The sequence below is a fragment of the Duncaniella sp. genome (assembly GCF_029056165.1).
Lineage (GTDB): Bacteria > Bacteroidota > Bacteroidia > Bacteroidales > Muribaculaceae > Duncaniella.
In genome coordinates this window covers 25,048-47,521 of record NZ_JAIDBW010000037.1, presented here as the reverse complement: position 1 = coordinate 47,521, position 22,474 = coordinate 25,048, and the positions used below count along the sequence as shown (strand labels likewise).

The following is a 22,474-nucleotide window of genomic DNA, read 5'->3' as shown; positions in this document are numbered from 1 at the left end:
AGTCAACAGACAATTCAATGAAAATCAAGAATTTTTCACTTATCCTTGCAGCCGGACTGAGCGTCACCGCGCTCAGCGGCTGCGGGATTTACCAGAAATATGACGCGAAGAATATCGACAGCCAGCTTGTGAAGGAGTATGCCGAAGCCCTCAAGGCTCAGGATGATTCCCTGACTTTCGGTAATCTTTCATGGCGTGCGGTGTTCACCGACCCGGCACTCGCCGACCTTATCGAACGAGCTCTTGCCGCAAACAAGGATCTGCGCAATGCCAAGCTCAATGTGGATATAGCCCACGCTCAGCTCAAGGGAGCCAAGCTCAGCTATCTCCCCTCACTTGCCTTCGCACCCAACGGTGCGGGCGCGAAGTATGCCGACAATGATTTCAGCTGGACCTACCAGCTTCCCCTCGCCGTCAACTGGGAGGTGGATATCTTCGGCAAGCTGCTCAATTCAAAGCGTGGGGCACAGATGGCGGAGCTTCAGAGCAAAGCCTACGAACAGGCTGTGCGTTCGCAGATCATCGCCGGAGTGGCTCAATGTTACTACTCGATCGGTGCACTTGAGGCCCAGCTCAAACTCTCACGCGAGACTTCCGAACTCTGGAAGGAGAGCGTGCAGGTGATGCGTAATCTCAAGGAGGCCGGCCGATTGAGAGAGGATGCCGTTGTACAGAGCCTCGCTCAGTATTACAGCATCGAAGCTTCAATCACCGACATAGAGGTTTCGCTGCACGAAGCGAACAATACCCTCTCGCTCCTGCTCAACGAAATGCCGCAGAAGTGGACTATCTCGGCTGAAAGTATGCTCAACGTACCGGTGATGAAGCGTGCAGCCATCCCTATGTCAGAACTTGCCGTGCGTCCCGACGTGCGTGCATCGGAAATGGCTCTCGCATCGGCTTTCTATTCAACCGCATCGGCCCGCGCAGCTTTCTATCCCAGCCTCAACATTACAGCTAACGGAGGTTTTACTAATCTTCTGGGTGGTTTCGTGAAAAATCCCGGTGACTGGTTCGTCCAGCTTGCCGGCAGCCTCACCGCTCCAATTTTCTCACGCGGACAGAATATAGCACGTCTTGAAGCGGCTAAGGCACAGCAGCAGCAGGCTCTCAATAATTTTGAATATACCCTCATGAGCGCGGCTGCTGATGTCAGCAGTGCCATGACTGTTTATGAGAAGAGTATCCAGAAGCAGCAGTGGCTCGAACTCCAAGTCGAGAATCTCAGCAAGGCAGCCGAAATCACCAACGAACTCCTCATGTTCGACGGATCGACCACCTATCTTGAGGTATTGACTGCACAGAAGAACCTCCTTGCCGCGCAGACCGCGCAGATCACTACAAACCTCACCACCGCACGTTCGATCATCAATCTCTATCAGAATCTTGGCGGTGGCCGGTAAATAAAATAACACCTTTAAACGAAACATCATGATTAGCGACAAAGCTCATATCGACCCCTCAGCCAAAATAGGCGAGAATGTCACTATCCATCCTTTCGCTTATATCGACAAGGATGTTGAGATCGGCGACAATACTGTCATCATGCCCTTTGCAAGCATCATCCGGGGCACCCGTATCGGAAAGAACTGCAAGATCTATCAGGGCGCAATCGTCGGTGCTGATCCGCAGGATTTCCGCTGGAAAGGCGGTTTCACCTACTGCTATATCGGTGACAATGTGGTGATCCGTGAGAACGTGATCATCAACCGAGGTATCGAAACCGAAGGCGGCACACGCATCGGTGACGGCTCGTTCCTCATGGCCAACTCACATGTCGGTCATGACTCTCACCTGAAAGGCCACGACGTGATCGGCAATAACGTCTCGATCGCCGGCGATGTGGAGATCGGTGAATGTGCCATCCTCTCATCAAGCGTAGTCGCCCATGAAAATTCGCGCATCGGTGACTGGACACTCATCAAGGGCGGATGCCGCATCACAGGCAATGTGCCTCCCTTCTGTATCATGGCCCACAATCCTACGGTCTATTTCGGTGTCAACGCGACCATACTCCGCAAGCACGGTGCTATGTCGGAGGATCGCATCGATGATATTGCCAAATGTTACCGCCACATCTATCAGACAGGCACTTCGGTGTTCAACGCTCTCAAGCGTATCGAAGCCGACGTCGATCCTTCTCCCGAACGCGATAACATCATTACCTTCATCCGCGATAACAATCTCCGCATCGTAGCTATCCCGAAGGATCTTGAATAATAGTCCAAAGGATTATCCATCATAAAAATCGGCCCTGCAATCAACACAAACGTGTGATTTGCAGGGCCGATTTTTTTCTCATCATTATGCCTTACAACATAAAGCTATCAATAATACGCGCAATGACAATTATACCAGTATCCTGACGATTTCCTTGTCTAACATATCGGATATCCGATAAAATCGTTATCTTTGCGCTGAAAACACGGCATAATAAATGGATGATAAAACAAAATATTGGATAGATATGGCAGAGTATGATTTCGAGACGGCCAAAGCTATGCTTGAAACGAAACGATATCTATACGTGGGATTTATGTGTCATCAAGTAATTGAAAAGATGCTAAAGGCATACTGGAGTAAGGTCACAACGGATCCCCCATTAAAAATTCATGCTCTGTCGCGGCTTGCAGAAAAAACAGGCATTGACAAGGATATGTCTGAAGGACAGTTGGATCTTATAGATGCCCTCGAACCATTAAACATTGAAGCCCGTTATCCCTCATATAAGGAGAGATTAATGAAAAGTCTGAATGCTGACCGCTGTAAGAAGTTAATAGAACAAACAAATGAATTGAGAATATGGATAAGGAGCAGGCTATAAAACTTGCCCAACGCTACAAGGCGGTGGTTGCAGAACGGTTGCCACTTAAAGCTCTGTATCTTTACGGTTCATTCAGTAAGGGTACATATACAGCAGAAAGTGATATTGATATTGCCGTGGTGTTGGAGCGGCTCAATGATGATTACTTTGAAGATACGCCCTTACTATGGAAATTGCGTCGAAAAATAAGCAATCTGATAGAACCAGTGCTACTTACAGAGGATCAGGATAATCCACTCTACTCGGATATCATTAAAACAGGTATTTTAATTTAACATATCCCCAGTATCAGAAATAGTAATCTGATACTACATTTGCGCATATATGAAACTGATCGAACTGAATCTTCAACGCATCTTGGACTTATGCCGGAGGCATAAAGTCAAGACTCTTTCTGTCTTTGGCTCCATCTTAACGGATCGATTCAATGACAAAAGTGATGTTGACTTTCTCGTTGATTTTGAGTCTCATAATCCCGATACATTCGACTATGTCACCAACTATTTGAATTTTCGGGATGCATTAGAGCGATTGTTCAACCGGAAGGTCGATCTCATCGAATACGGGGATAACCTCAATCCTCTATTTAAGAAATTAGTTGACAAAAAAAAGCTATTGATCTATGGATGAATATATAGCAGTCTATCTCTATGATGTCAAACGTGCCATCGAAGAAGTCGAGACTTACTTCGTTGATTATCCTATGCGTTATGATGTATTTGAAAAAGATTTTCTTCGTAGGAGTGCAGTAGAAAGAAAAGCTGAAATAATGGGGGAAGCTATAAATAGGATATTAAAAATTCAACCGGATTTTCCGTTGCCAAATGCAAGGGCTGTAATTGACACCAGAAATCGTATTATTCATGGATACGACTCTGTAAAACCTGAATTTTTATGGGGATTGATTATACGACATATACCTGCACTCAAGAAAGATGTCGAACGCCTCATCATCGAGTATGGCATTTCTCCCGATATTATCTAACAACATCATTAATTACTTCTATGATAAATGACTCAGCTGTTGCAGAGCGTGTGAGGGAAGTTATGGCCTCACACAAAGCCGGAGAACCGGTCAGGGTGCTTTTCGTATGTCTCGGTAATATCTGCCGTTCACCTGCGGCTGAAGGGATCATGCGCGATATCGTAAGCCGTAATGACGATGAAGCCGGATGGGTCATAGACTCCGCCGGAACGGGTCGCTACCACATAGGCGATCTGCCCGATCGCCGCATGAGGGTTCATGCTCGACAGCGTGGTCTTGAACTCACTCACCGCGCACGTCAGGTAGAGACCGAGGATTTCGACAACTTTGACCTTATAGTGGCTATGGACGCTTCAAACGCAATGAATCTCCGCCGGATAGCACCGAGCGTAGAGGCAGCGAGAAAGATCGTGCCGATGGCCGATTTCTTCTCAACGGGTGCAAGGTATGATCATGTGCCGGATCCATACTATGAGGGATCGGAGGGCTTTGAACTCGTACTCGACCTCTTGCAGGACGGATGCGGGAACATGTATGACATTTTGAATCCAAAAACCTTCCAATAAGCATCACCATGAGAACTTTCGATATCACCATACCCGTAACAGAGGTCAGTTTCGATGAATTGAGTCCGGAAAAACAGGCTCTCGTGACAGCGGCCCGCAAGGCCACATACCGCAGCTATGCACCCTACAGCAAGTTTAATGTCGGTGCTGCGATCGAGCTGTCAAACGGAGAGGTCGTGACCGGCTCGAATCAGGAAAATGCCGCTTATCCGTCAGGAATATGTGCGGAACGTACTGCCGCATATTATGCACATGCGACATATCCAGATGCGAAATTCAAGACAATCGCCATAGCTGCACGCGGGACTGACGGCAATGAAATCGGAAATCCTATATCACCTTGCGGAGCATGCCGGCAAGCACTGCTTGAATATGAAAAGCTGGCGGAAGAGAATGTTGAAGTGATCCTTGCAGGAAAGGATCGAATATTCATCTTCCCATCCGTCAATTCTACCCTCCCCTACTGCTTCGCGGAGTTTTAAGGGACAAAGGGATTAACCTTGTAGGGACGCGGCGTGCCGCGTATGCCGAACGAATCAGTTACTGCCTATATATTTCAGGCAAATGTATTCTATTCGGCATACGCGGCACGCCGCGTCCCTACAAAGAGGTAGATTTCAGATCGTGTTGACGACGATCAATCAGCCCTTGAGGGCGGTAAGGGTCTGTTCGATAGTTGTTATTTTGGTGGTAGCGTCAGAGAGCTTCTTGCGCTCGGCTTCAACCACAGCAGCAGGAGCGTTGTTGACGAAACGTTCGTTTGACAGTTTCTTCTCAACCGACGCACGGAAACCGCGGAGATAGTCAAGTTCCTTGGTGAGCTTGGCGATTTCAGCCTCGACATCCATATTGTTGAGCAGAGGAATGTTGAACTCCGTAGTGCCGACCATAAAGGAGGCTGCTGCGGGATCTTTCTCGCTGACGGTAGCTATGCCGGAAAGGTTACCGAGCTTGACGGCCACACTCTCCATAGGGATAGAGGCCCCGATGACGTTGAGCTGAAGAGCGTCGCGTGAAGGAATGTTGCGCTGGGCACGCACACCGCGCACACCGTTGATCACTTCCTTGACAGTCTCCATTTCGGCAAGGATCTTTGCATCGGGAACACCGGCGGCAGGCATGGAGGCATACATGATGGACTCGCCTTCACGACGGTCTCCTAAGTGCTGCCAAAGTTCCTCGGTGATGAAAGGCATGAAGGGATGGAGCAGTCGCAGGAGTGAATCGAAGAATCTGATCGTGGCTTCGTAACCGGCACGGTCAATGGGCTTCTGATAGTCGGGCTTGACCATTTCGAGATACCATGACGAGAACTCGTCGCGGAAGAGACGGTAAGCTGTCATAAGAGCCTCAGAGATGCGGAATTTGTCGAACAAATCATTGATCTCAGCCACAGCCTCGGAGAGCTTCGACTCGAACCACTCAACTGCCTTACGCGAGCTTTCAGGCTGTTCGATGGTGGGGTCAACCTCCCAACCCTTGACAAGACGGAAGGCATTCCAGATCTTGTTGCAGAAGTTACGGCCGTTCTCACAGAGCTTCTTGTCGAAGAAAATATCGTTACCGGCAGGAGCGGAAAGCATTATACCCATGCGGACTCCGTCGGCACCATAGTCGGCGATGAGTTCGAGGGGGTCGGGCGAGTTGCCGAACTGCTTCGACATCTTGCGTCCGATCTCGTCGCGCACGATACCGGTGAAATATACATTGTTGAAAGGCTGCTTACCCATGAACTCGTAGCCTGCCATGATCATACGCGCCACCCAGAAGAAGATGATGTCCGGACCGGTCACAAGATCGGAAGTGGGGTAGTAATATTTGATCTCTTCATTGTCAGGTTCGAGAATACCATTGAACAGAGAGATCGGCCAGAGCCATGATGAGAACCATGTGTCGAGACAGTCCTCGTCCTGACGCAGATCGGAAGCAGTGAGCGACGCATCCTTCTCTTGGGCGAGACGCAGAGCCTCGTCAGCATCCTCGGCCACTACGAAACTTCCGTCGGGGAGATACCATGCAGGCACTTGGTGACCCCACCAGAGCTGACGTGAGATACACCAGTCACGGATATCGGTGAGCCAGCGGTCATAGGTAGCCTTGAATTTGTCGGGCACAAACTTGATCACACCCTCATCCACAGACTTGAGTGCGGGTTCGGCGAGCGACTGCATCTTGAGGAACCACTGTTCGCTCAGACGTGGCTCAGTGACGGTGTCCTGATTGCGTTCGGAGTAACCGACCTTGTTCTCATAATCCTCGATCTTCTCGATGAGACCTGCATCGGCAAGATCCTTGGCGATCTGCTCGCGCACAGCGAAACGGTCCATGCCGACATACATTCCGGCAGCCTCGCTGATGGTGGCATCATCGTTGAAGATATCGATAGTCTCAAGCCCGTGCTTCTCACCGAGCATATTGTCGTTCATATCATGGGCGGGGGTGACCTTCAGACAGCCGGTACCGAAATTGATATCGACATAATCATCCTCGATGACCGGAATCTCGCGGTTGACAAGGGGAACGATCACTTTCTTTCCGCGCAGATGCTGATTCTTGGGATCGGCGGGGTTGATACACATTGCGGTGTCACCCATGATGGTTTCGGGACGGGTTGTGGCCACGATTGCGTATCCGTCCTCACCGACGATCTTGTAGCGGAGATAGTAAAGCTTGGAGTGCTCCTCCTTATAGACGATCTCGATGTCCGAAAGGGCGGTCTTGGCCTTGGGATCCCAGTTAACCATGCGCTTGCCACGGTATATGAGACCCTTGCGGTAGAGATCCACGAACACACGGATGACGCTCTTCGAGCGGATGTCATCCATAGTGAAAGCAGTGCGCTCCCAGTCACATGACGCGCCGAGTTTCTTCAGCTGTTCGAGGATAATACCACCATGTTTCTCCTTCCATTCCCATGCATGACGCAGGAACTCCTCGCGTGTAAGGTCGCTCTTGCGGATACCTTCCTGAGCGAGCTTATTGACCACCTTTGCTTCGGTAGCGATGGCTGCATGGTCAGTTCCGGGCACCCAGAGGGCATTTTTACCCATGAGACGCGCACGACGGATAAGAATGTCCTGAATAGTATTGTTGAGCATGTGGCCCATGTGGAGGATTCCTGTCACATTGGGGGGAGGAATCACTATCGTGTAAGGCTCACGGGCATCGGGTTCGGAGTGGAAGAGGCGGTGCTGCATCCAGTAGGCATACCATTTGTCCTCTACGGCACGGGGATCGTATTTCGTGGCTAATTCTTCCATAAAATATCGTTTGATAGAATGATTGATTTTCAAATTAATGTGCAAAATTACAAAATTTCACCGAACCCGCTGAGTGTTAGGATGGATTTTTTGTAATTTTGCACTCCCAACCAAGGAGCATTCCTATTTTCCAACATGACAGATACTTCAATACGATATTTCACCCTCTCCAACGGCATGCGCCTCGTGACCCGTACTCTCCGTCTGCCGGTGGAGCATTGCGGCGTGGTGATCAATGCCGGAAGCCGTGACGAAGCCTCCGATCTCCACGGACTCGCACACTTTGTCGAACACACAATATTCAAGGGCACGGGATCGCATCGCGCCTCGTATGTGCGTGACCGCATGGAACTTGTGGGGGGCGAACTCAACGCCTACACCACCAAGGAGGAAACCGCCATCTACTCCACATTTCCCGAAGGCCACCTCAGCCGCGCGCTCGCATTGATCGCCGAGATGGTGACCGACGCTACTTTTCCCGAAAGCGAGCTCGCCAAGGAGAAGCTCGTGGTCGGTGAGGAGATCGATACTTACCTCGACACTCCGTCGGATGCCGTATTCGATGATTTCGAGGAAATAATGTATGCCGGATCATCTTTGGCTCACAATATCCTCGGCACGCGCGAATCACTTGCCCGTTTCACCTCCAACGACTGCCGCCGGTGGCTTGAGGAGCGTTTCACTCCCGGACGTATGGTCTGCTTCTACGCCGGTTCGGCCGATCCTGAAAAGGTCCATCAGCTTGCCGAAAGGTATTTCAAGAATCTCACGCGTCCCGACACTCCGCTTGACCGTACCGTGCCTCCGGTGAACGTCCCCTTCGAGCAGATCAACGATACGCGCGATTCATATCAGGCACATACGGTGATCGGCACTCGTATCCCCGGCCTGCTTGATCCGGGCCGACTCGACATAGCCCTGCTGGCCAATATAATCGGAGGCCCCGGAATGAATTCGCTCCTCAACGTCGCGTTGCGCGAACGCCACGGTCTCGTCTATGGCATTGATGCCTCGACATCGCTCATGAGCGACAACGGACTGCTGACCATCTATTTCGGCTGTGATCCCGACGATGTCAGCAAATGTCTGCGTCTGATCGGACGCGTTATCGACAATGTAGCCGGTACTCCCCTGTCGGAACGCCGACTGGATGCGGCAAAGCGGCAGTTTACCGGCCAACTGACCGTGGGTTCGGTAAATTCAGAACAAGTGGCCATCTCGATGGGCCGTAGTACCCTCTACCGAGGATCGGCACGCACGCTTGCAGAGACAGTCGAAGCCATACATGCCATCACGCCTGCAAGCCTCTACGCTGCCGCGCAAGCCCTCCGCACCACCTCCCGCCTTACGCTGAAATGAGCTGAAAAGCAAAATTTTATAAATACCAAATCTAAAAAAATTATAGCCAAATGTTTCTATCTAACGGAACTTTTGTCTATCTTTGTAATAATCAAACATTCACAATTCAGAATCGAACATTATGAAACGACCTAAAATCGTAGAACTAATATCAAAATCCATGAAAGAGATTGCTCCCGAAGCAGTCACTATACTCTATGGATCGGAAGCTCGCGGAACAGCAAGGGAGGATTCTGATTTTGATGTTCTTGTCCTGATCCCTGATGAAAGTCAGAAATCGTTTGCCAAACGTAAAATTGAGATTTTCGACAAGTTGTATGAAATAGAACTTGAACGCAATGTCATGATATCTCCAATTATACTGTTGAAGAGCATGTGGGAACGCCGTCGCACCCCATTCACCTGTAATGTAATGAACGAAGGGATAATAATATGACAACTATTCTTGATGCAGAATCACGCAAAGATCTAATCGCATATAGACTACAGCGTGCTAATGAAACCCTTGAGGAGGCTGACTACAATGCAAAAGGGAACTATTTCAACACTGCCGTAAATCGTCTTTACTATGCTGCTTATTACGCAGCATCAGCACTTATGCTCGCTTACGGTATCGAATGTTCGACCCATGCAGGTGTAAAAAGTATGTTGTCGCTAAAATTCATCCGTCAAGGGCTTTTGGACAGTATCCACGGCAAAACCTTTATGACCCTTTTTGAGAGCAGACAGTCAGGTGATTATGAGGACTTTGTTTATTGTGACATTGATCTTTATAGTAATCTGCGACCTAAGACCAGTAATTTCATAGAGGCAATCACAGTCCTTATAGCTGATAAAAAAATATAATTTTTGAACTTAACGACCTCTTTCAACAATACATTGTCACTACAGTATCAACAGACCAGACATTGAGGATTAATCAAGACCGGAAGGCATACGATGACTGTCGAAACCGGCGATAATTAAATTTGTTTTCGTTTTTGAGAGATTTTGGTTATCTTTGTGATTGCAAAAATTTCTAATTTGAAAAGATAATCCATCATGCCATTTATTTTGGCTGAACAATTACAAATTTCTTTAACCGAAAATCATGAAACTCAAAGCTCTTTTACTTGGTCTGCTGCTCTCCTTAGGTATAAGTTTCGGAGCGAAAGCCGACACATATTTCCAATATCCACTGATCCCGGACTCAATAAACATATTTCAGAGTCGCTGCGACTATCTCGCACGTCATTTCTGGGATTTCTGTGACATGAAGAAGGCTTTCTCAGCCAAATCAAGGATGGCGGAGGAATTCAAGGTCTATATTTCCATCCTGAAGAATGCGACTCCTGACTCGGCTATAGCTTCGGTGGTCCGCTTCAATAAACAACTTGAAAAACAGCCTGCCGACCAGCTCTTCATGGCAGAATGTGCAGAAAACCTGCTCTATGGCGACACGGCCGAGGTTTGGATCGACGAACTCTATCTCCCCTTCGCCCATGCCATAGCCTCCAACAAACGCATCGACAAGGCTTCAAAAGCCCGCTTTGCTCATCAGGAAAAGATACTCAAAAATTCCCTCGTCCGTTTTCCGGCTCCATCAATACCCTACACCACGCGCGAAGGTGCGAGCGGAAATCTCGACAATGACTCGGCACAGGTGGTGGTGGTGTTCTTCAACGATCCGGACTGCGAGGACTGCAATATGGCCCGCATCCGTCTCGACGCAGACATCTCAATGACCGAACTCATCCAAGAAGGCAAAGCCAAAGTAGTCTCCATCTCCCTTACCGATCCTACGCCGGAATGGAAGGAAGCGGTCAGCTCCTATCCATCGACATGGGTCGTGGCAGCCAGTCCGGATGCCGACATGAACATTGACCTCCGGGCCGGAACTCCCGAATTTTACATCCTTGACCGCAAGCACAACATCCATTTCAAACATCTCGGAATAAATCAGGTGCTTGACGTGGCCCGACAGTTGAAAAAACGCTGATAGGCCACCGGGCTGTCAACCCATCGTAAAACTCACCATCGTCACTCTAAATATTCCCAAAAGAAAAAGCAATCATGAACTGGTACAATTCCGCCCCTGTCAATTGCTTCATAAAGCTCACAGGCTACACATATACCAACCTCGCACGACTGTTCATGCGACTGTTTGTCGGCGTGATGCTGCTCCAGTTCGGCATACGCCATCTGGTCAACTATGATCTGCTCCGCGATTCCTTCCCGACTGTACTCCACATGTCGTCGGAATGCTCGCTTATCATAATGATAATCATTGAGCTTGTATGCTCACTGTTTCTCATGGTCGGCTTCCTGACACGCCTGAGCGTCATCCCGCCGATATGCGCCATGATAGCTGCGGAATATTATATCCTCCATGACATGGTGCCCAACCTGCCGGTCTATGGCCTTGACAGCACCGATCCCGGCTATCTCCCGATAATGTTTATCGGTATCTACATCTATATCCTCATCGCGGGAGCGGGCAAGATCTCGCTCGACTACTTCATTTCGCTCTATCTCATAGGCCAGAAAGGGAAATATGAGGAAGAGGAACTTGAGGACGTGTAATGAGGTCATATAAAAAACTATTGTGAACACAGTTCTATGAAAATAGCAGTACTGATTTCAGGTGGAGTGGATAGCGCGGTAGCTGTCAGACGGCTGCTTGACCAAGGCCATGACCTTCACCTATTCTATATACGCATCGGTCTTGACAACGGCGAGGGCGACTGCTCGGCCGAGGAGGACATTGAGATGTGCAGCTACATCGCCCGTCTCTACGGTCTGCCGTTTGATGTCGTGTCGCTCCATCAGGAATATTGGGACAACGTGATGGACTATGCTCTGCGGACAGTGCGCGAAGGTCTCACACCCAACCCCGATATCATGTGCAACAAAATGATCAAGTTCGGCTTCTTCGAGGAGCGTTGGGGTCATGAATTCGACAAGACAGCGACCGGCCACTATGCCACCACGCATGAGATCGACGGTCTCGTATGGCTCGGTACAGGCGTAGATCGCGTCAAGGATCAGACAGATTTTCTCTGCCGCATCTCCTACGACCAGCTCAAACATCTCATCTTCCCGATAGGTGACCTACCGAAGGCACGCGTCAGGGAACTGGCCATAGAGTCACGTCTGCCGAATGCATTCCGCCGCGACAGCCAAGGGATCTGTTTCCTCGGCAAGATAAATTACAATGACTTCATCCGCCGCCACCTCGGCGAACGTCCCGGTCCGATCATCGAGCTTGAGACCGGACGCAAACTCGGCGAACACCGCGGATTCTGGTTCCACACCATCGGTCAGCGCAAGGGTCTCGGTCTGAGCGGTGGACCGTGGTATGTGGTGAAAAAGAATGTCCATGACAACGTGATCTATGTCTCGCAGGGCTACGACACCGAGAAGCAGTATGGCAAACTCCTCCATCTCGACGAAATGCACTGGATCACGTGTGATCCGTGGCCGGAGGACTGCAATGAGGTGGATATTACTTTCAAGAACCGCCATTCGCCCGACTTCCTGCCCGCCAAGCTTACCCGCATCGAGGGCCGGGAATACATCATCGAATCATCCGTCCCCGTCCAAGGTATCGCACCCGGACAGTTCGGCGTGATCTATGACCGCGACTCAAAATTATGTTACGGAAGCGGAATCATCACCGGCCGCAACATCACCAATATATAGTCACTGACATAACAACGAATCAGATGGCAGACAACGACGACAGAATAAGACTTAAAGTGCTGGGGCTGTCCTACAGCCAGATACAGGCAGGTGCCTACGCCCTCATACTCGCGCAGGTCGGAGGTCCTTACCGCATTCCTGTGGTGATCGGGGCGGCCGAGGCCCAGTCGATAGCTCTGAAAATGGAGAGCATCACTCCTCCCCGCCCTATGACACACGATATTTTCGTCAGCTTCGCCCATGCTTTCGGCGTGAAGCTGCTCGAAGTGTTCATCTACAAGTTCGAGGACGGTATCTTCTCATCGGAAATGACCTTCTCGGACGGTGAACGATCCGTGACGATAGATTCGCGCACCAGCGACGCCATAGCGATAGCCATGCGCACCGGCGCACCGATCTTCACCACTCCTGAAATCCTCAACGAGACAGGATTTGAAATGGAAATAAAGGAGGAAGGAGAAGAGGATGATGAAGCCACAGACGGGGAGATGGACGGTGAGACAGGTCTCAACCGCGAACCGAAACTCGAAAACTATGCCGTCGAGGAGCTTGAAAAGACCCTCCAGAAACTTATCGAACGTGAGGAGTACGAGGAAGCCGCAAAAGTATCGGAAATTCTTAAACGCAAGCGCGGCGAACAACAATAAGCACCCCTGATTCCACATAAGGAATCTACAATAAGCCTTCAATAAATCCGGAATTTGATATACCACAAAAAAGCAAGCGACTAAGCCATGATTAAAGTCCGACCCATCGAAATGCGCCTTGCACTCATGAACTTTCTTGAGTTCGGCGTCTGGGGTGCCTACCTCATCTCTCTCGGCAATTTCCTTTACTCCATCGGTCTGGAGAAACAGATCGGTTGGTTCTACACCGTCCAAGGTATCGTGTCGCTCTTCATGCCCGCGATCATCGGTATCATAGCCGACCGCTATGTGCAGGCACAGCGTATGTTGAGCCTCTGCCACATTCTGGCCGGTTGCTTCATGGCCGCCGCCGGTATCTACTGTCTGACAACATCGCAGGTTGAGTTCGGGCCGCTGTTCAGTCTCTACACCCTGTCCGTGGCATTCTTCATGCCGACTATCGGCCTTGGCAATTCAGTGGCCTTCAATGCCCTGACCGGAGCAGGCCTCGACACAGTGAAACATTTTCCACCCATCCGTGTGTTCGGTACAGTCGGTTTCATCTGCTCGATGCTCTTTGTCAACTTCACCCAATTCCAGACCAACGCATGGCAGCTGATCACTTCGGCCATCCTGAGTTTCATACTCGCAGCCTATGCCCTCTCGCTCCCGACATGCGCAGTCAGGAAAGGAGAGAAAAGTTCTATTTCCGAGATACTCGGACTGAGAGCCTTCAGCCTGTTCAAGCAGAAGCGCATGGCCATATTCTTCGTATTCAGCATGTTGCTCGGTGTGTCATTACAGATCACCAACAGCTACGGAAACGCCTTCATCACATCTTTCTCGCAGATAGCTGAATTTGCCGATACATGGGGCGCACACAACGCCAACGCACTCATATCGCTCTCGCAGATGAGCGAGACACTGTGCATACTCCTTATTCCGTTCTGCCTCAAACGCTTCGGGATCAAGGGAGTAATGCTCATGTCAATGTTTGCATGGGTGCTACGCTTCGCTTTCTTCGGTCTCGGAAACACCGGTGACGGACTCTGGCTGCTCGTGCTCTCCTGCATAGTCTATGGTATCGCCTTTGACTTCTTCAATGTGTCGGGAGGTCTTTACGTCGATCAGGAGACCACTTCCGACATACGCAGCAGCGCACAGGGTCTCTTCATGATCATGACCAACGGTATCGGCGCGACTGTCGGTACGCTCTGCGCACAGGGCATAGTGAACCATTTCGTCTTCTCCCAGACCACACCGGAAGCACAACACGCCGGATGGGAAACAGCTTGGTACATCTTCGCCGCCTATGCGCTGGTTGTGGCCGTGCTTTTCATGTTTATTTTTAAAGATACCAATAAAAAAGAAATTCCCGAACTCATCCGCAAGGAGCTGGGCGAGACCAATTCGGGAGCAGACGGAATGATTGACGCATGATACAGTTCTACGCACCCGACATACTGACCACCCTCGAACTGCCCGAAAGTGACTCGCACCATGCCGTAAAGGTGTTGCGTATGCGCGAGGGCGACGAGCTGCAGGTGATTGACGGGCACGGCACGGCTTATCTGTGCCGTCTGGCCGACGCCCACCGCAAACATGCGGCCGTGGAGATCATTTCATCCTCTCCCCTGCCCTTACCGTGGAGTCAGCAGCTCGCCGTAGCGGTGGCCCCGACTAAACATCTCGACCGTATGGAATGGCTCGTGGAAAAGATGACCGAGGTAGGCGTCAACACCATCATTCCACTCCTCTGTGACCGCAGCGAGCGGCGTGAGATCAAGGTTGAACGCCTTGAGAAAATCGCTGTGTCAGCAATGAAACAATCCCTTAAAGCCATCCTCCCGACGATCATGCCGATGACCCCTCTGCGCGAGGTGGTGGGGATGATGCCTGACGCACAAAGGATGATGGCCTACTGTGATCCGTCCATCCCGCGTGTGGATTTTGCGCAGACATACAAGGCCGGACGCGACACTATGATACTGATAGGTCCGGAGGGTGATTTCTCTCCGGCAGAAATTGAGATGACTCTTGCCGCAGGGTTCAGTCCGGTGACACTGGGCGATAACCGCCTGCGCACGGAGACTGCTGCCCTCTATGCTCTTTCGGCTTGCCATGTCATTGATTCAATGCATAATTCGTAATGCATAATTTATCCCTTCTGCCATAGCCATATTCACTTCATAATGCCAATCAGCATTTACTAATCGCCATATTAACAATGAATTTCGCTGAATATGCCTCTCAACCGATGTTTTTTCTTCTTGCCGGTCCTTGCGTGATCGAAGGAGAAAAAATGGCTCTCGATATTGCCGAAAAGATGGTGGAAATCACTTCTGAACTCGGCATTCCATACGTGTTCAAAGGCTCATATCGCAAGGCCAACCGTTCGCGTCTCGATTCATTCACTGGCATAGGAGACCACGAAGCCCTGCGCATACTCTCAAAGGTCCGCGAAACGTTCGGGACGCCGGTGGTTACCGACATCCATACCGCCGAAGAGGCTTTTATGGCGGCCGAATATGTAGATGTGCTTCAGATCCCGGCATTCCTGTGCCGTCAGACCGACCTCCTCGTAGCGGCAGCGCGCACAGGCAAGGCCGTCAACATCAAGAAAGGTCAATTCCTGTCGCCGGAAGCCATGCAGTTTGCCCTCGGCAAAGTCCGCGACGCGGGCAACGACAATGTTGCGCTGACGGAGCGCGGTGTCACCTTCGGTTATCAGGATCTGCTCGTTGATTATCGCGGCATACCTGAGATGCAGAGCTTCGGCGCACCGGTGATCCTCGATGTCACCCACTCGCTACAGCAGCCGAATCAGTCGGCAGGAGTGACAGGAGGGCGGCCCGACCTCATCGAGACCATAGCCCGCGCGGGCGTGGCCGTGGGTGTCGATGGTCTTTTCATGGAGACTCATCCCGAACCCTCACGGGCCAAGAGCGACGGCGCGAACATGCTGCCCCTTGACCGCATACCCGAACTCCTGCGGCGCCTGAGCATCATCCGTCAGGCCGTCAACACACTCTGACAGATGCCGGAAAAGCCGAACTGTCAAAAAACTTTACACTCTTGTTTTTCGAGCAGCAGGTTAATCACCTGTTGCTCTTTGTTTTATCTAAAATCTGCAAATTCAGCCACTATCTTTGCAATGTAAAAAATTTTTTCTATTCCTCACTTCAAAGCCATTCACCACAGTGAAACTCTATTACATCCTCCACTCCATGTCCTCTCAGAAAGGAGCTAACGCCATCAAGGTTATCTCGGTGGCCATAGGTCTCCTTGCGAGTATCCTCGTGTTCTGTCGTCTAAATGCCAACTACAGCTACGACAAGTGTTTCCCCGACCGCGACAACCTTTATCAGATATGGATGTCATACGAAATCAACGGTGAGACGCTCGGTCCATTCAGCAGTTGTCCCGGCAGACTTGCTGAAGGAGCTATCGAAGCCCTCGGCGACGACCTTATAAGCGCAACGGCTACCGGCCATATCGGCCTGCCCGACCTCTTCGATGGCGACAGACTGCTCCACGAATCCGTTTTCGGCGTGGATTCACTCTACTTCAAGACAATGGGACTCGAAATCCTCCAAGGAAATCCTATGGCCGATTTCACAGTACCGGGCACAATCTATATCTCCGAATCGCTTGCCAATCAGCTCTACGGCAAGGATGATCCCATTGGCAAGACCCTTACATTTGACCGGGAGAAGGAGATGACAGTCAGGGGTGTTTACCGCGACTATCCCGACAATGTGACAGTCAAACGTGCCAAGGCCCTGATCTCCATCCCGACATACCCGCAATACGAAGGACGGAGATATTGGGCTGGTGGAGATAACTGGCCGGTCTATTTCCGACTGAAACCGGGCCATAATCTCACTGAGGCCGACATAAACTCCCGGCTCAACCGTATGTATCAGTCACACAACCCCGACACTGACGAAGTGAAGACCGTGATCAGTGCCCGCCCGATCAGCCGCACATATCTCGACCGCGACGCCGTCAAGCGCATGAACCTCATCCTCTGGATTCTCGGTTCGTCCCTACTCCTCATGACGACGCTCAACTATGTCCTCATCACCATTGCCTCGCTCAGCCGTCGTGCCAAATCGATAGGTGTCCAGAAATATTCCGGTGCGGGGAGCGGGACAATCATGTCCATGTTTCTCGTCGAGACTCTCATCGTGCTTCTATGCTCCATAGTACTCATGGGTGTGATCCTCTACGTCACCGAGCCGCTTATTGAGCGCACGCTCACACTCACTCCCGCTGAAATCTTCGCGCCTGACCGTCTGTGGCTTCCCATAAGCCTGCTCGCCTTCTTCTTCCTTATCGGCGGACTGCTCCCCGGACGTATCTTCGCCCGCATACCGGTCACTCAGGTGTTCCGCCGCTTCACCGAGCGCAACAGCACGTGGAAACGATCGCTGCTTTTCATTCAGATAGCAGGAGTGTCGTTCGTATGCTCCATCCTGATCGTCGTAGCCGTGCAGTATAACGATCTTGTCAACCGCGACATGGGTTTCAGCGTGAAGAATCTCGCCTCATTCGGCATCCCCTACAATGTTGACAGGAATGTGTTCAAAACCACGGTGGCTGATCTTCCATACGTTGAAGCTATCGCTGCTGCAGAAGATGATCCCCTCGGCGGCTACTCCGGTTCCATGGTGACCGACGGCAAGGGCGCAACCTTATTCAACACCCGCATCAACTGGATCGACGAGAACTATATAGATATTATGGGGATAACCCTGCTGCAAGGGCGTGAACCTAAGAAAAGACACAAGGAAGCTGCTGTTTCCGAGGAATTTATACGTCGTATAGGATTCGGTGCAGATCCCTTAGGCAAAACCACTATCGTGGATAGCGACACTCTTGAGATTGTAGGCGTGGTGAAGGACTACATTATCGGCGGTTTTACCAACGACCTGAAACCGATAGTCCTCATTGCAAAGGACAGGTTTTCCGGTATGGCCACCGTAAGACTCAAAGAACCTTTCGACGCCAACCGTCAGCAGCTCGAAGCTTTCCTTGACGAAACTTTCCCCAACAACCGCTTTGACATGTATAGCCTGCCCAAGCGTGCCGTCAAACTCTACTCCGATGTCCGCATGTTCCGCGACTCGGCCCTCATGGCCGCCGTCACCCTCATATTCATCTCACTGATGGGACTCGTGGGATTCGCACGCGACGAGGTGCAGCGACGCAGCAAGGAGATAGCTATCCGCAAGGTCAACGGTGCAGAGTCCATCGACATAATCAATCTTCTCACTGCCGACATACTCCGTCTGGCTCTCCCGGCCACCATCATCGGCACGCTTTTAGCCGCTTACGTGAGCCACGTATGGCTGCTGTCAAACTTCTCGGTTACTGCTCCGCATATCTGGATCTACTATATCCTCGCCGACATAGCCGTGATTGCCCTCGTGATTTCATGTGTCCTCTCCATCATCCTCCGAACAGCCAACGAGAATCCTGTCAATCGACTCAAGGTTAATGCATAATCATTTAATTCATAATAATTGCCCTGCCAGCATCAGCCCCAACTCCCCCTCCGGTCCGGCATACGCGACACGCCGCGTCCCTACAACCTATCGAGGAATCAATCCCCCCAAGGTATTATCTAAACCCCTAAACTCTAAACTCCTTAAACCCTAAACCCCAAACCAACAATGCTCCATACGACCAACCTCTCAAAGACTTTCCGCACAGACGAAATCGAGACCGTGGCTCTCAACGGTATCAACCTAAACATAGCCGACGGCGAATTTGTAGCCATAATGGGTCCCAGCGGATGTGGAAAATCCACCCTCCTCAACATCCTCGGCCTCCTCGATAATCCTACCGGCGGACAGTATAACTTCGACGGCACAGAAGTGGCAGGTATGCGCGAACGCCAGCGCGGACAGCTCCGCAAGGGTCGCATAGGCTTCGTGTTTCAGAGTTTCAACCTCATTGATGAGATCGATGTGGCCCACAATGTCGAACTCCCTCTAACCTATCTCGGCCTCAAACGCTCCGAACGCCGTAAACGCGTCGAAAAAATGCTTGCCAAGGTCAATATGAGCCACCGTTCGCGCCACCTTCCCCAGCAACTCTCCGGCGGACAGCAGCAGCGCGTCGCCATAGCCCGCGCGCTCGTCACCCGACCCTCCATCATCCTCGCCGACGAGCCTACCGGCAACCTTGACTCTCACAACGGCCGCGAGATCATGGAACTCCTCGCCGAGCTCAACCGCGAGGGTACGACTATCGTCATGGTTACCCATTCCGACCGCGATGCGGCTTACGCTTCTCGCATCATTAATCTCTTCGACGGCACAATCATTGGTGAAGTACAGAAAAATCAATAAATTTGCAGTTGGAAGAATGCATAATTCATAATGCATTGTCATTTCCCGCGACCGCACCAGTTTCATTCCCCCTCCGGTATGGCATACGCGGCACGCCACGTCCCTACAACTGATTGGGTGATCAATCATCATAAGGTATTATCTAAACCCTTAAACCCCTAAAGTAAACCCTTTAAACTTTAAACCCCTTAAACTCTAAACTTTAAACTCTAAACTAAACCTCCCCCAATGACCCTCCTCGTTGTTGACGACAACCGCTCAGTTCTCGCCGCTGTCAAACTCCTTGCCGAGATTAAATTTGACCGCGTCGTCACCACCACATCCCCTTCGCGCATCCCTGCCCTCCTGCGCGAAGAGCAACCGGCGTGTGTGCTCCTCGACATGAACTTTGCCTCATCCGTCACCAACGGCAACGAGGGACTCTACTGGCTGAGCGAGATCCGACGGCTGTCACCCGACATCCCGGTGGTTCTCTTTACGGCCTACGCCGACGTGCCTCTTGCCGTACAGGGGCTGAAAGAGGGTGCTATCGATTTCGTCAGCAAACCGTGGGACAATGCCCGACTTCTCCAGACTCTACTCCACGCTGTCAATACCGTCCCCACATCCGACTCCCGATCAAACTCCGACTCCCGATCATCCTCAGACTCCCGGCTATCTCTCACCGGAAAAGCCGATCCTCCATCCGCTCCTCACAAACCGACCCTCGAAGATATGGAACGCCGCATGATCGCTGAGGCCATTGCTGACAATGGCGGCAACCTCTCCGCCGCCGCTACCCAACTCGGCATCACCCGCCAGACCCTCTACAACAAAATCAAACGCCACAATTTGAATTAATGGATAATGTAATTCATAATGCATTATCATTTCCCACGACCGTATCAGTTTCAGTCCCCCTCCGGTTCGGCATACGCGGCACGCCGCGTCCCTACAACCTATCGGGGAATCAATCCCACAAGGTATTATCTAAACCCCTATAAACCCCACTAAACCCTAAACCCCTCTAAACCCCTCTAAACCCCTTTAAACCCTAAACTCCCCCCCTTGCTCCACCGCCTCATCATAGTCTCAGCCATCCTCCTGATTCTCCTCATCATCTGGGGAGGCTATCGACTGTATCTCCACCACACACGTCTGCGCCGGCGGCTCAACCTCATCCTCGAAGCCTTTGACCATGCCGACACCTCCATCCGTTTTCCCGTCAGTGCCGATCCCGAAATCAATCCCATCCTCAACCGCATTACCCAAAACCTCTCCGACCTCCGGTCACAGATAATATGTGCCGAAAAATTTCATGAAACGGTCCTCCGCGACATCTCCACAGGTGTCATCATAGCCCAACCCACCGGCCATATTCTCCGCGCTACCCCCTCGGCCCTGCGCCTCCTCGACCGTAGCGTGATTACCCACCTCAATGCACTCGCGGACTCATGGCCCGAACTCACCGACCTCCTCACACCACTGCGACCCGGAATTGACGCTACAGTCCGCAACCTTGCCGTAAAAACCACAGCCTTCACCTCATCACCCGACAAACATCAACCCGAACCCTCCACCCCTGCCTCTATACTCTCCACTTCCCCATCTATACAAAAAAACCACTCCATACTATCACCCTCCTCGCTGATTATAATCACCATCGACGACATATCCTCACAGCTGGAAGCTGCCAACGTCAACACATGGATGGAAATGAGCCGCATACTCACCCACGAGATCATGAACGGTATAGCCCCCGTAGTCTCCATCGCCGACACCCTCCTCACACGCTACGCCCCCGAACAAACCACCCCCGAACCACTAAATCAGAATCTCATCGATGGACTCCAAGCTATATGCGAATCCACCCGCGGTCTCAGCGATTTCGTCACCCGCTACCGCGCCCTGACCCATATACCTACCCCTGAACCCACCACCTTTCCCCTCCTCGCCTTCCTCCGTCAGACCATAGCCCTCGCCTCTCAACCCGACGCCGAATCCTCCACCTCTGCGCCCGCACCCTCTATCAAGCTCCACATATCCGGTCCAACCTCATCCACACATTCGCCAGAACCAACCATTCCGACAGCCACCTCGACCGCAGACCTACCCGTAGAACCAACACTGACCACCGACCGCGACCAACTCCGCCAAGTACTCCTCAACATCATCAAAAACGCCATCGAAGCCCACGCGCACAACATCACACTGCGCCTAACCGCCACACCCGGACGGACAATAATCATCATTGAGAACGACGGTGACCCGATCCCTTCCGACATCGCTTCACACATATTCACCCCCTACTTCACTACAAAAACTACTGGCTCTGGCATCGGACTCAGCATCAGCCGCCGCCTCATAATAGCCAACGGCGGGACCCTCACCCTAACAACCTCCACCGACACCAACACACGCTTCACCATCACCCTTCCTACCCCACACATCCACCCTCATATTGATTGACACAGGCACATTGCCCGATGCGGACGCACTGCCTGACGTAGGCGCATTGAACGCGCTCTTACAATACGAAAAACGAAAAATCATTTATCTATACTCTATACTTTCTCCTCTATACTTAAAAAACTCTATACTTAAAAGCCCCCCTACACTAACCCCTCCCCGTCTCCGTACAATATCGGACATCCGGAATCGGACACCAAAACACCGAAAAACACGCATTATTGCTCCAAAAAAGCCACAAACTGTCCATTTTCGGATTATTTTTTCATATTTTTTTCAAAAACATTATCTCAATCTAAAAATTTTATATACATTTGCCATAATTTACCAAATTTACCTTAAATTTCCTTTCAAAAATAGGAACTT

The 22,474-nt window shown here is 51.0% G+C and carries 23 protein-coding genes and 1 pseudogene; 23 read left to right on the top strand and 1 reads right to left on the bottom strand.

Annotation, left to right across the window (positions count from 1 at the left end; genetic code table 11):
• The first annotated feature begins 17 nt into the window (after window positions 1-17).
• The 8 genes from K2G41_RS08900 to K2G41_RS08865 all read left to right on the top strand — a co-directional run bounded on the left by K2G41_RS08900 (window position 18) and on the right by K2G41_RS08865 (window position 4,857).
• Complete coding sequence (locus tag K2G41_RS08900; protein ID WP_300117442.1) at window positions 18-1,403, top strand: TolC family protein; 1,386 nt, start codon at window positions 18-20, stop codon at window positions 1,401-1,403.
• Between the two features lie 28 nt (window positions 1,404-1,431).
• Entirely contained in the window at window positions 1,432-2,220 is a 789-nt protein-coding gene (gene lpxA, locus K2G41_RS08895; RefSeq protein WP_300117440.1) for an acyl-ACP--UDP-N-acetylglucosamine O-acyltransferase, read from the top strand.
• 217 nt (window positions 2,221-2,437) lie between these two features.
• On the top strand, window positions 2,438-2,824 hold the full coding sequence (locus K2G41_RS08890; RefSeq protein WP_300117438.1) for a HEPN domain-containing protein: 387 nt from the start codon (window positions 2,438-2,440) through the stop codon (window positions 2,822-2,824).
• On the top strand, window positions 2,803-3,099 hold the full coding sequence (locus K2G41_RS08885; protein ID WP_300117436.1) for a nucleotidyltransferase domain-containing protein: 297 nt from the start codon (window positions 2,803-2,805) through the stop codon (window positions 3,097-3,099). The genes K2G41_RS08890 and K2G41_RS08885 overlap by 22 nt, the downstream gene beginning before the upstream one ends.
• Window positions 3,100-3,148: 49 nt before the next feature.
• Complete coding sequence (locus tag K2G41_RS08880) at window positions 3,149-3,454, top strand: nucleotidyltransferase domain-containing protein (protein ID WP_300117434.1); 306 nt, start codon at window positions 3,149-3,151, stop codon at window positions 3,452-3,454.
• On the top strand, window positions 3,447-3,809 hold the full coding sequence (locus K2G41_RS08875; protein WP_300117432.1) for a HepT-like ribonuclease domain-containing protein: 363 nt from the start codon (window positions 3,447-3,449) through the stop codon (window positions 3,807-3,809). Before K2G41_RS08880 ends, K2G41_RS08875 begins: the two co-directional genes overlap by 8 nt.
• A gap of 62 nt (window positions 3,810-3,871) precedes the next feature.
• Window positions 3,872-4,375 carry a low molecular weight protein-tyrosine-phosphatase gene (locus K2G41_RS08870; protein WP_300117582.1) on the top strand — a complete coding sequence of 168 codons (504 nt, stop codon included), beginning with the start codon at window positions 3,872-3,874 and terminating at the stop codon, window positions 4,373-4,375.
• An 8-nt stretch (window positions 4,376-4,383) separates the two neighbouring features.
• Complete coding sequence (locus K2G41_RS08865) at window positions 4,384-4,857, top strand: cytidine deaminase (protein WP_300117431.1); 474 nt, start codon at window positions 4,384-4,386, stop codon at window positions 4,855-4,857.
• 159 nt (window positions 4,858-5,016) lie between these two features.
• Here the strand turns inward: K2G41_RS08865 and K2G41_RS08860 are convergent, their stop codons facing one another.
• On the bottom strand, window positions 5,017-7,635 hold the full coding sequence (locus K2G41_RS08860) for a valine--tRNA ligase (RefSeq protein ID WP_300117429.1): 2,619 nt from the start codon (window positions 7,633-7,635) through the stop codon (window positions 5,017-5,019).
• Window positions 7,636-7,770: 135 nt separating this feature from the next.
• Here K2G41_RS08860 and K2G41_RS08855 point away from each other — a divergent pair, with 135 nt between their 5' ends.
• The 15 genes and pseudogenes from K2G41_RS08855 (at window position 7,771) to K2G41_RS08790 (ending at window position 22,108) form a co-directional block, all read left to right on the top strand.
• A complete protein-coding gene (locus K2G41_RS08855) occupies window positions 7,771-8,994 on the top strand; it encodes a pitrilysin family protein (RefSeq protein ID WP_300117428.1) in 1,224 nt (407 codons plus the stop codon).
• Window positions 8,995-9,115: 121 nt separating this feature from the next.
• Window positions 9,116-9,430 carry a nucleotidyltransferase domain-containing protein gene (locus K2G41_RS08850; protein ID WP_300117426.1) on the top strand — a complete coding sequence of 105 codons (315 nt, stop codon included), beginning with the start codon at window positions 9,116-9,118 and terminating at the stop codon, window positions 9,428-9,430.
• Window positions 9,427-9,840, top strand: a complete 414-nt coding sequence (locus K2G41_RS08845; RefSeq protein WP_300117424.1) for a HEPN domain-containing protein — start codon at window positions 9,427-9,429, stop codon at window positions 9,838-9,840. The genes K2G41_RS08850 and K2G41_RS08845 overlap by 4 nt, the downstream gene beginning before the upstream one ends.
• Window positions 9,841-10,084: 244 nt before the next feature.
• On the top strand, window positions 10,085-10,972 hold the full coding sequence (locus K2G41_RS08840; RefSeq protein ID WP_300117422.1) for a DUF5106 domain-containing protein: 888 nt from the start codon (window positions 10,085-10,087) through the stop codon (window positions 10,970-10,972).
• 74 nt (window positions 10,973-11,046) lie between these two features.
• Window positions 11,047-11,556 (top strand): DoxX family protein, encoded by a 510-nt coding sequence (locus K2G41_RS08835; protein WP_300117420.1) that lies wholly within the window; start codon window positions 11,047-11,049, stop codon window positions 11,554-11,556.
• Between the two features lie 36 nt (window positions 11,557-11,592).
• A complete protein-coding gene (gene mnmA, locus K2G41_RS08830) occupies window positions 11,593-12,675 on the top strand; it encodes a tRNA 2-thiouridine(34) synthase MnmA (protein ID WP_300117418.1) in 1,083 nt (360 codons plus the stop codon).
• A gap of 23 nt (window positions 12,676-12,698) precedes the next feature.
• Window positions 12,699-13,322, top strand: a complete 624-nt coding sequence (locus tag K2G41_RS08825; RefSeq protein ID WP_300117416.1) for a bifunctional nuclease domain-containing protein — start codon at window positions 12,699-12,701, stop codon at window positions 13,320-13,322.
• Window positions 13,323-13,409: 87 nt separating this feature from the next.
• Entirely contained in the window at window positions 13,410-14,741 is a 1,332-nt protein-coding gene (locus K2G41_RS08820) for an MFS transporter (protein ID WP_300117414.1), read from the top strand.
• Window positions 14,738-15,451 carry a 16S rRNA (uracil(1498)-N(3))-methyltransferase gene (locus K2G41_RS08815; RefSeq protein ID WP_300117412.1) on the top strand — a complete coding sequence of 238 codons (714 nt, stop codon included), beginning with the start codon at window positions 14,738-14,740 and terminating at the stop codon, window positions 15,449-15,451. Before K2G41_RS08820 ends, K2G41_RS08815 begins: the two co-directional genes overlap by 4 nt.
• A gap of 77 nt (window positions 15,452-15,528) precedes the next feature.
• Window positions 15,529-16,335, top strand: coding sequence for a 3-deoxy-8-phosphooctulonate synthase (gene kdsA / locus K2G41_RS08810; protein WP_300117410.1), 807 nt, complete (start codon window positions 15,529-15,531; stop codon window positions 16,333-16,335).
• 166 nt (window positions 16,336-16,501) lie between these two features.
• Window positions 16,502-18,811 carry an ABC transporter permease gene (locus tag K2G41_RS08805; RefSeq protein ID WP_300117408.1) on the top strand — a complete coding sequence of 770 codons (2,310 nt, stop codon included), beginning with the start codon at window positions 16,502-16,504 and terminating at the stop codon, window positions 18,809-18,811.
• Window positions 18,812-18,979: 168 nt separating this feature from the next.
• On the top strand, window positions 18,980-19,660 hold the full coding sequence (locus tag K2G41_RS08800) for an ABC transporter ATP-binding protein (protein WP_300117406.1): 681 nt from the start codon (window positions 18,980-18,982) through the stop codon (window positions 19,658-19,660).
• A 228-nt stretch (window positions 19,661-19,888) separates the two neighbouring features.
• Window positions 19,889-20,248: pseudogene (locus K2G41_RS12410) on the top strand (response regulator); the annotation flags it as partial.
• Window positions 20,249-20,374: 126 nt separating this feature from the next.
• Window positions 20,375-20,500, top strand: a complete 126-nt coding sequence (locus K2G41_RS12405; protein ID WP_366145414.1) for a helix-turn-helix domain-containing protein — start codon at window positions 20,375-20,377, stop codon at window positions 20,498-20,500.
• A gap of 207 nt (window positions 20,501-20,707) precedes the next feature.
• Entirely contained in the window at window positions 20,708-22,108 is a 1,401-nt protein-coding gene (locus K2G41_RS08790; protein WP_300117402.1) for a HAMP domain-containing sensor histidine kinase, read from the top strand.
• Window positions 22,109-22,474 lie beyond the last annotated feature (366 nt).

Bases quoted from the DNA above. Each gene is read 5' to 3' on its own strand.
- K2G41_RS08900 (WP_300117442.1), top strand. From the start codon at position 18: ATGAAAATCAAGAATTTTTCACTTATCCTTGCAGCCGGACTGAGCGTC.
- lpxA (WP_300117440.1), top strand. From the start codon at position 1,432: ATGATTAGCGACAAAGCTCATATCGACCCCTCAGCCAAAATAGGCGAG.
- K2G41_RS08890 (WP_300117438.1), top strand. From the start codon at position 2,438: ATGGATGATAAAACAAAATATTGGATAGATATGGCAGAGTATGATTTC.
- K2G41_RS08885 (WP_300117436.1), top strand. From the start codon at position 2,803: ATGGATAAGGAGCAGGCTATAAAACTTGCCCAACGCTACAAGGCGGTG.
- K2G41_RS08880 (WP_300117434.1), top strand. From the start codon at position 3,149: ATGAAACTGATCGAACTGAATCTTCAACGCATCTTGGACTTATGCCGG.
- K2G41_RS08875 (WP_300117432.1), top strand. From the start codon at position 3,447: ATGGATGAATATATAGCAGTCTATCTCTATGATGTCAAACGTGCCATC.
- K2G41_RS08870 (WP_300117582.1), top strand. From the start codon at position 3,872: ATGGCCTCACACAAAGCCGGAGAACCGGTCAGGGTGCTTTTCGTATGT.
- K2G41_RS08865 (WP_300117431.1), top strand. From the start codon at position 4,384: ATGAGAACTTTCGATATCACCATACCCGTAACAGAGGTCAGTTTCGAT.
- K2G41_RS08860 (WP_300117429.1), bottom strand. From the start codon at position 7,635: ATGGAAGAATTAGCCACGAAATACGATCCCCGTGCCGTAGAGGACAAA.
- K2G41_RS08855 (WP_300117428.1), top strand. From the start codon at position 7,771: ATGACAGATACTTCAATACGATATTTCACCCTCTCCAACGGCATGCGC.
- K2G41_RS08850 (WP_300117426.1), top strand. From the start codon at position 9,116: ATGAAACGACCTAAAATCGTAGAACTAATATCAAAATCCATGAAAGAG.
- K2G41_RS08845 (WP_300117424.1), top strand. From the start codon at position 9,427: ATGACAACTATTCTTGATGCAGAATCACGCAAAGATCTAATCGCATAT.
- K2G41_RS08840 (WP_300117422.1), top strand. From the start codon at position 10,085: ATGAAACTCAAAGCTCTTTTACTTGGTCTGCTGCTCTCCTTAGGTATA.
- K2G41_RS08835 (WP_300117420.1), top strand. From the start codon at position 11,047: ATGAACTGGTACAATTCCGCCCCTGTCAATTGCTTCATAAAGCTCACA.
- mnmA (WP_300117418.1), top strand. From the start codon at position 11,593: ATGAAAATAGCAGTACTGATTTCAGGTGGAGTGGATAGCGCGGTAGCT.
- K2G41_RS08825 (WP_300117416.1), top strand. From the start codon at position 12,699: ATGGCAGACAACGACGACAGAATAAGACTTAAAGTGCTGGGGCTGTCC.
- K2G41_RS08820 (WP_300117414.1), top strand. From the start codon at position 13,410: ATGATTAAAGTCCGACCCATCGAAATGCGCCTTGCACTCATGAACTTT.
- K2G41_RS08815 (WP_300117412.1), top strand. From the start codon at position 14,738: ATGATACAGTTCTACGCACCCGACATACTGACCACCCTCGAACTGCCC.
- kdsA (WP_300117410.1), top strand. From the start codon at position 15,529: ATGAATTTCGCTGAATATGCCTCTCAACCGATGTTTTTTCTTCTTGCC.
- K2G41_RS08800 (WP_300117406.1), top strand. From the start codon at position 18,980: ATGCTCCATACGACCAACCTCTCAAAGACTTTCCGCACAGACGAAATC.
- K2G41_RS12405 (WP_366145414.1), top strand. From the start codon at position 20,375: ATGGAACGCCGCATGATCGCTGAGGCCATTGCTGACAATGGCGGCAAC.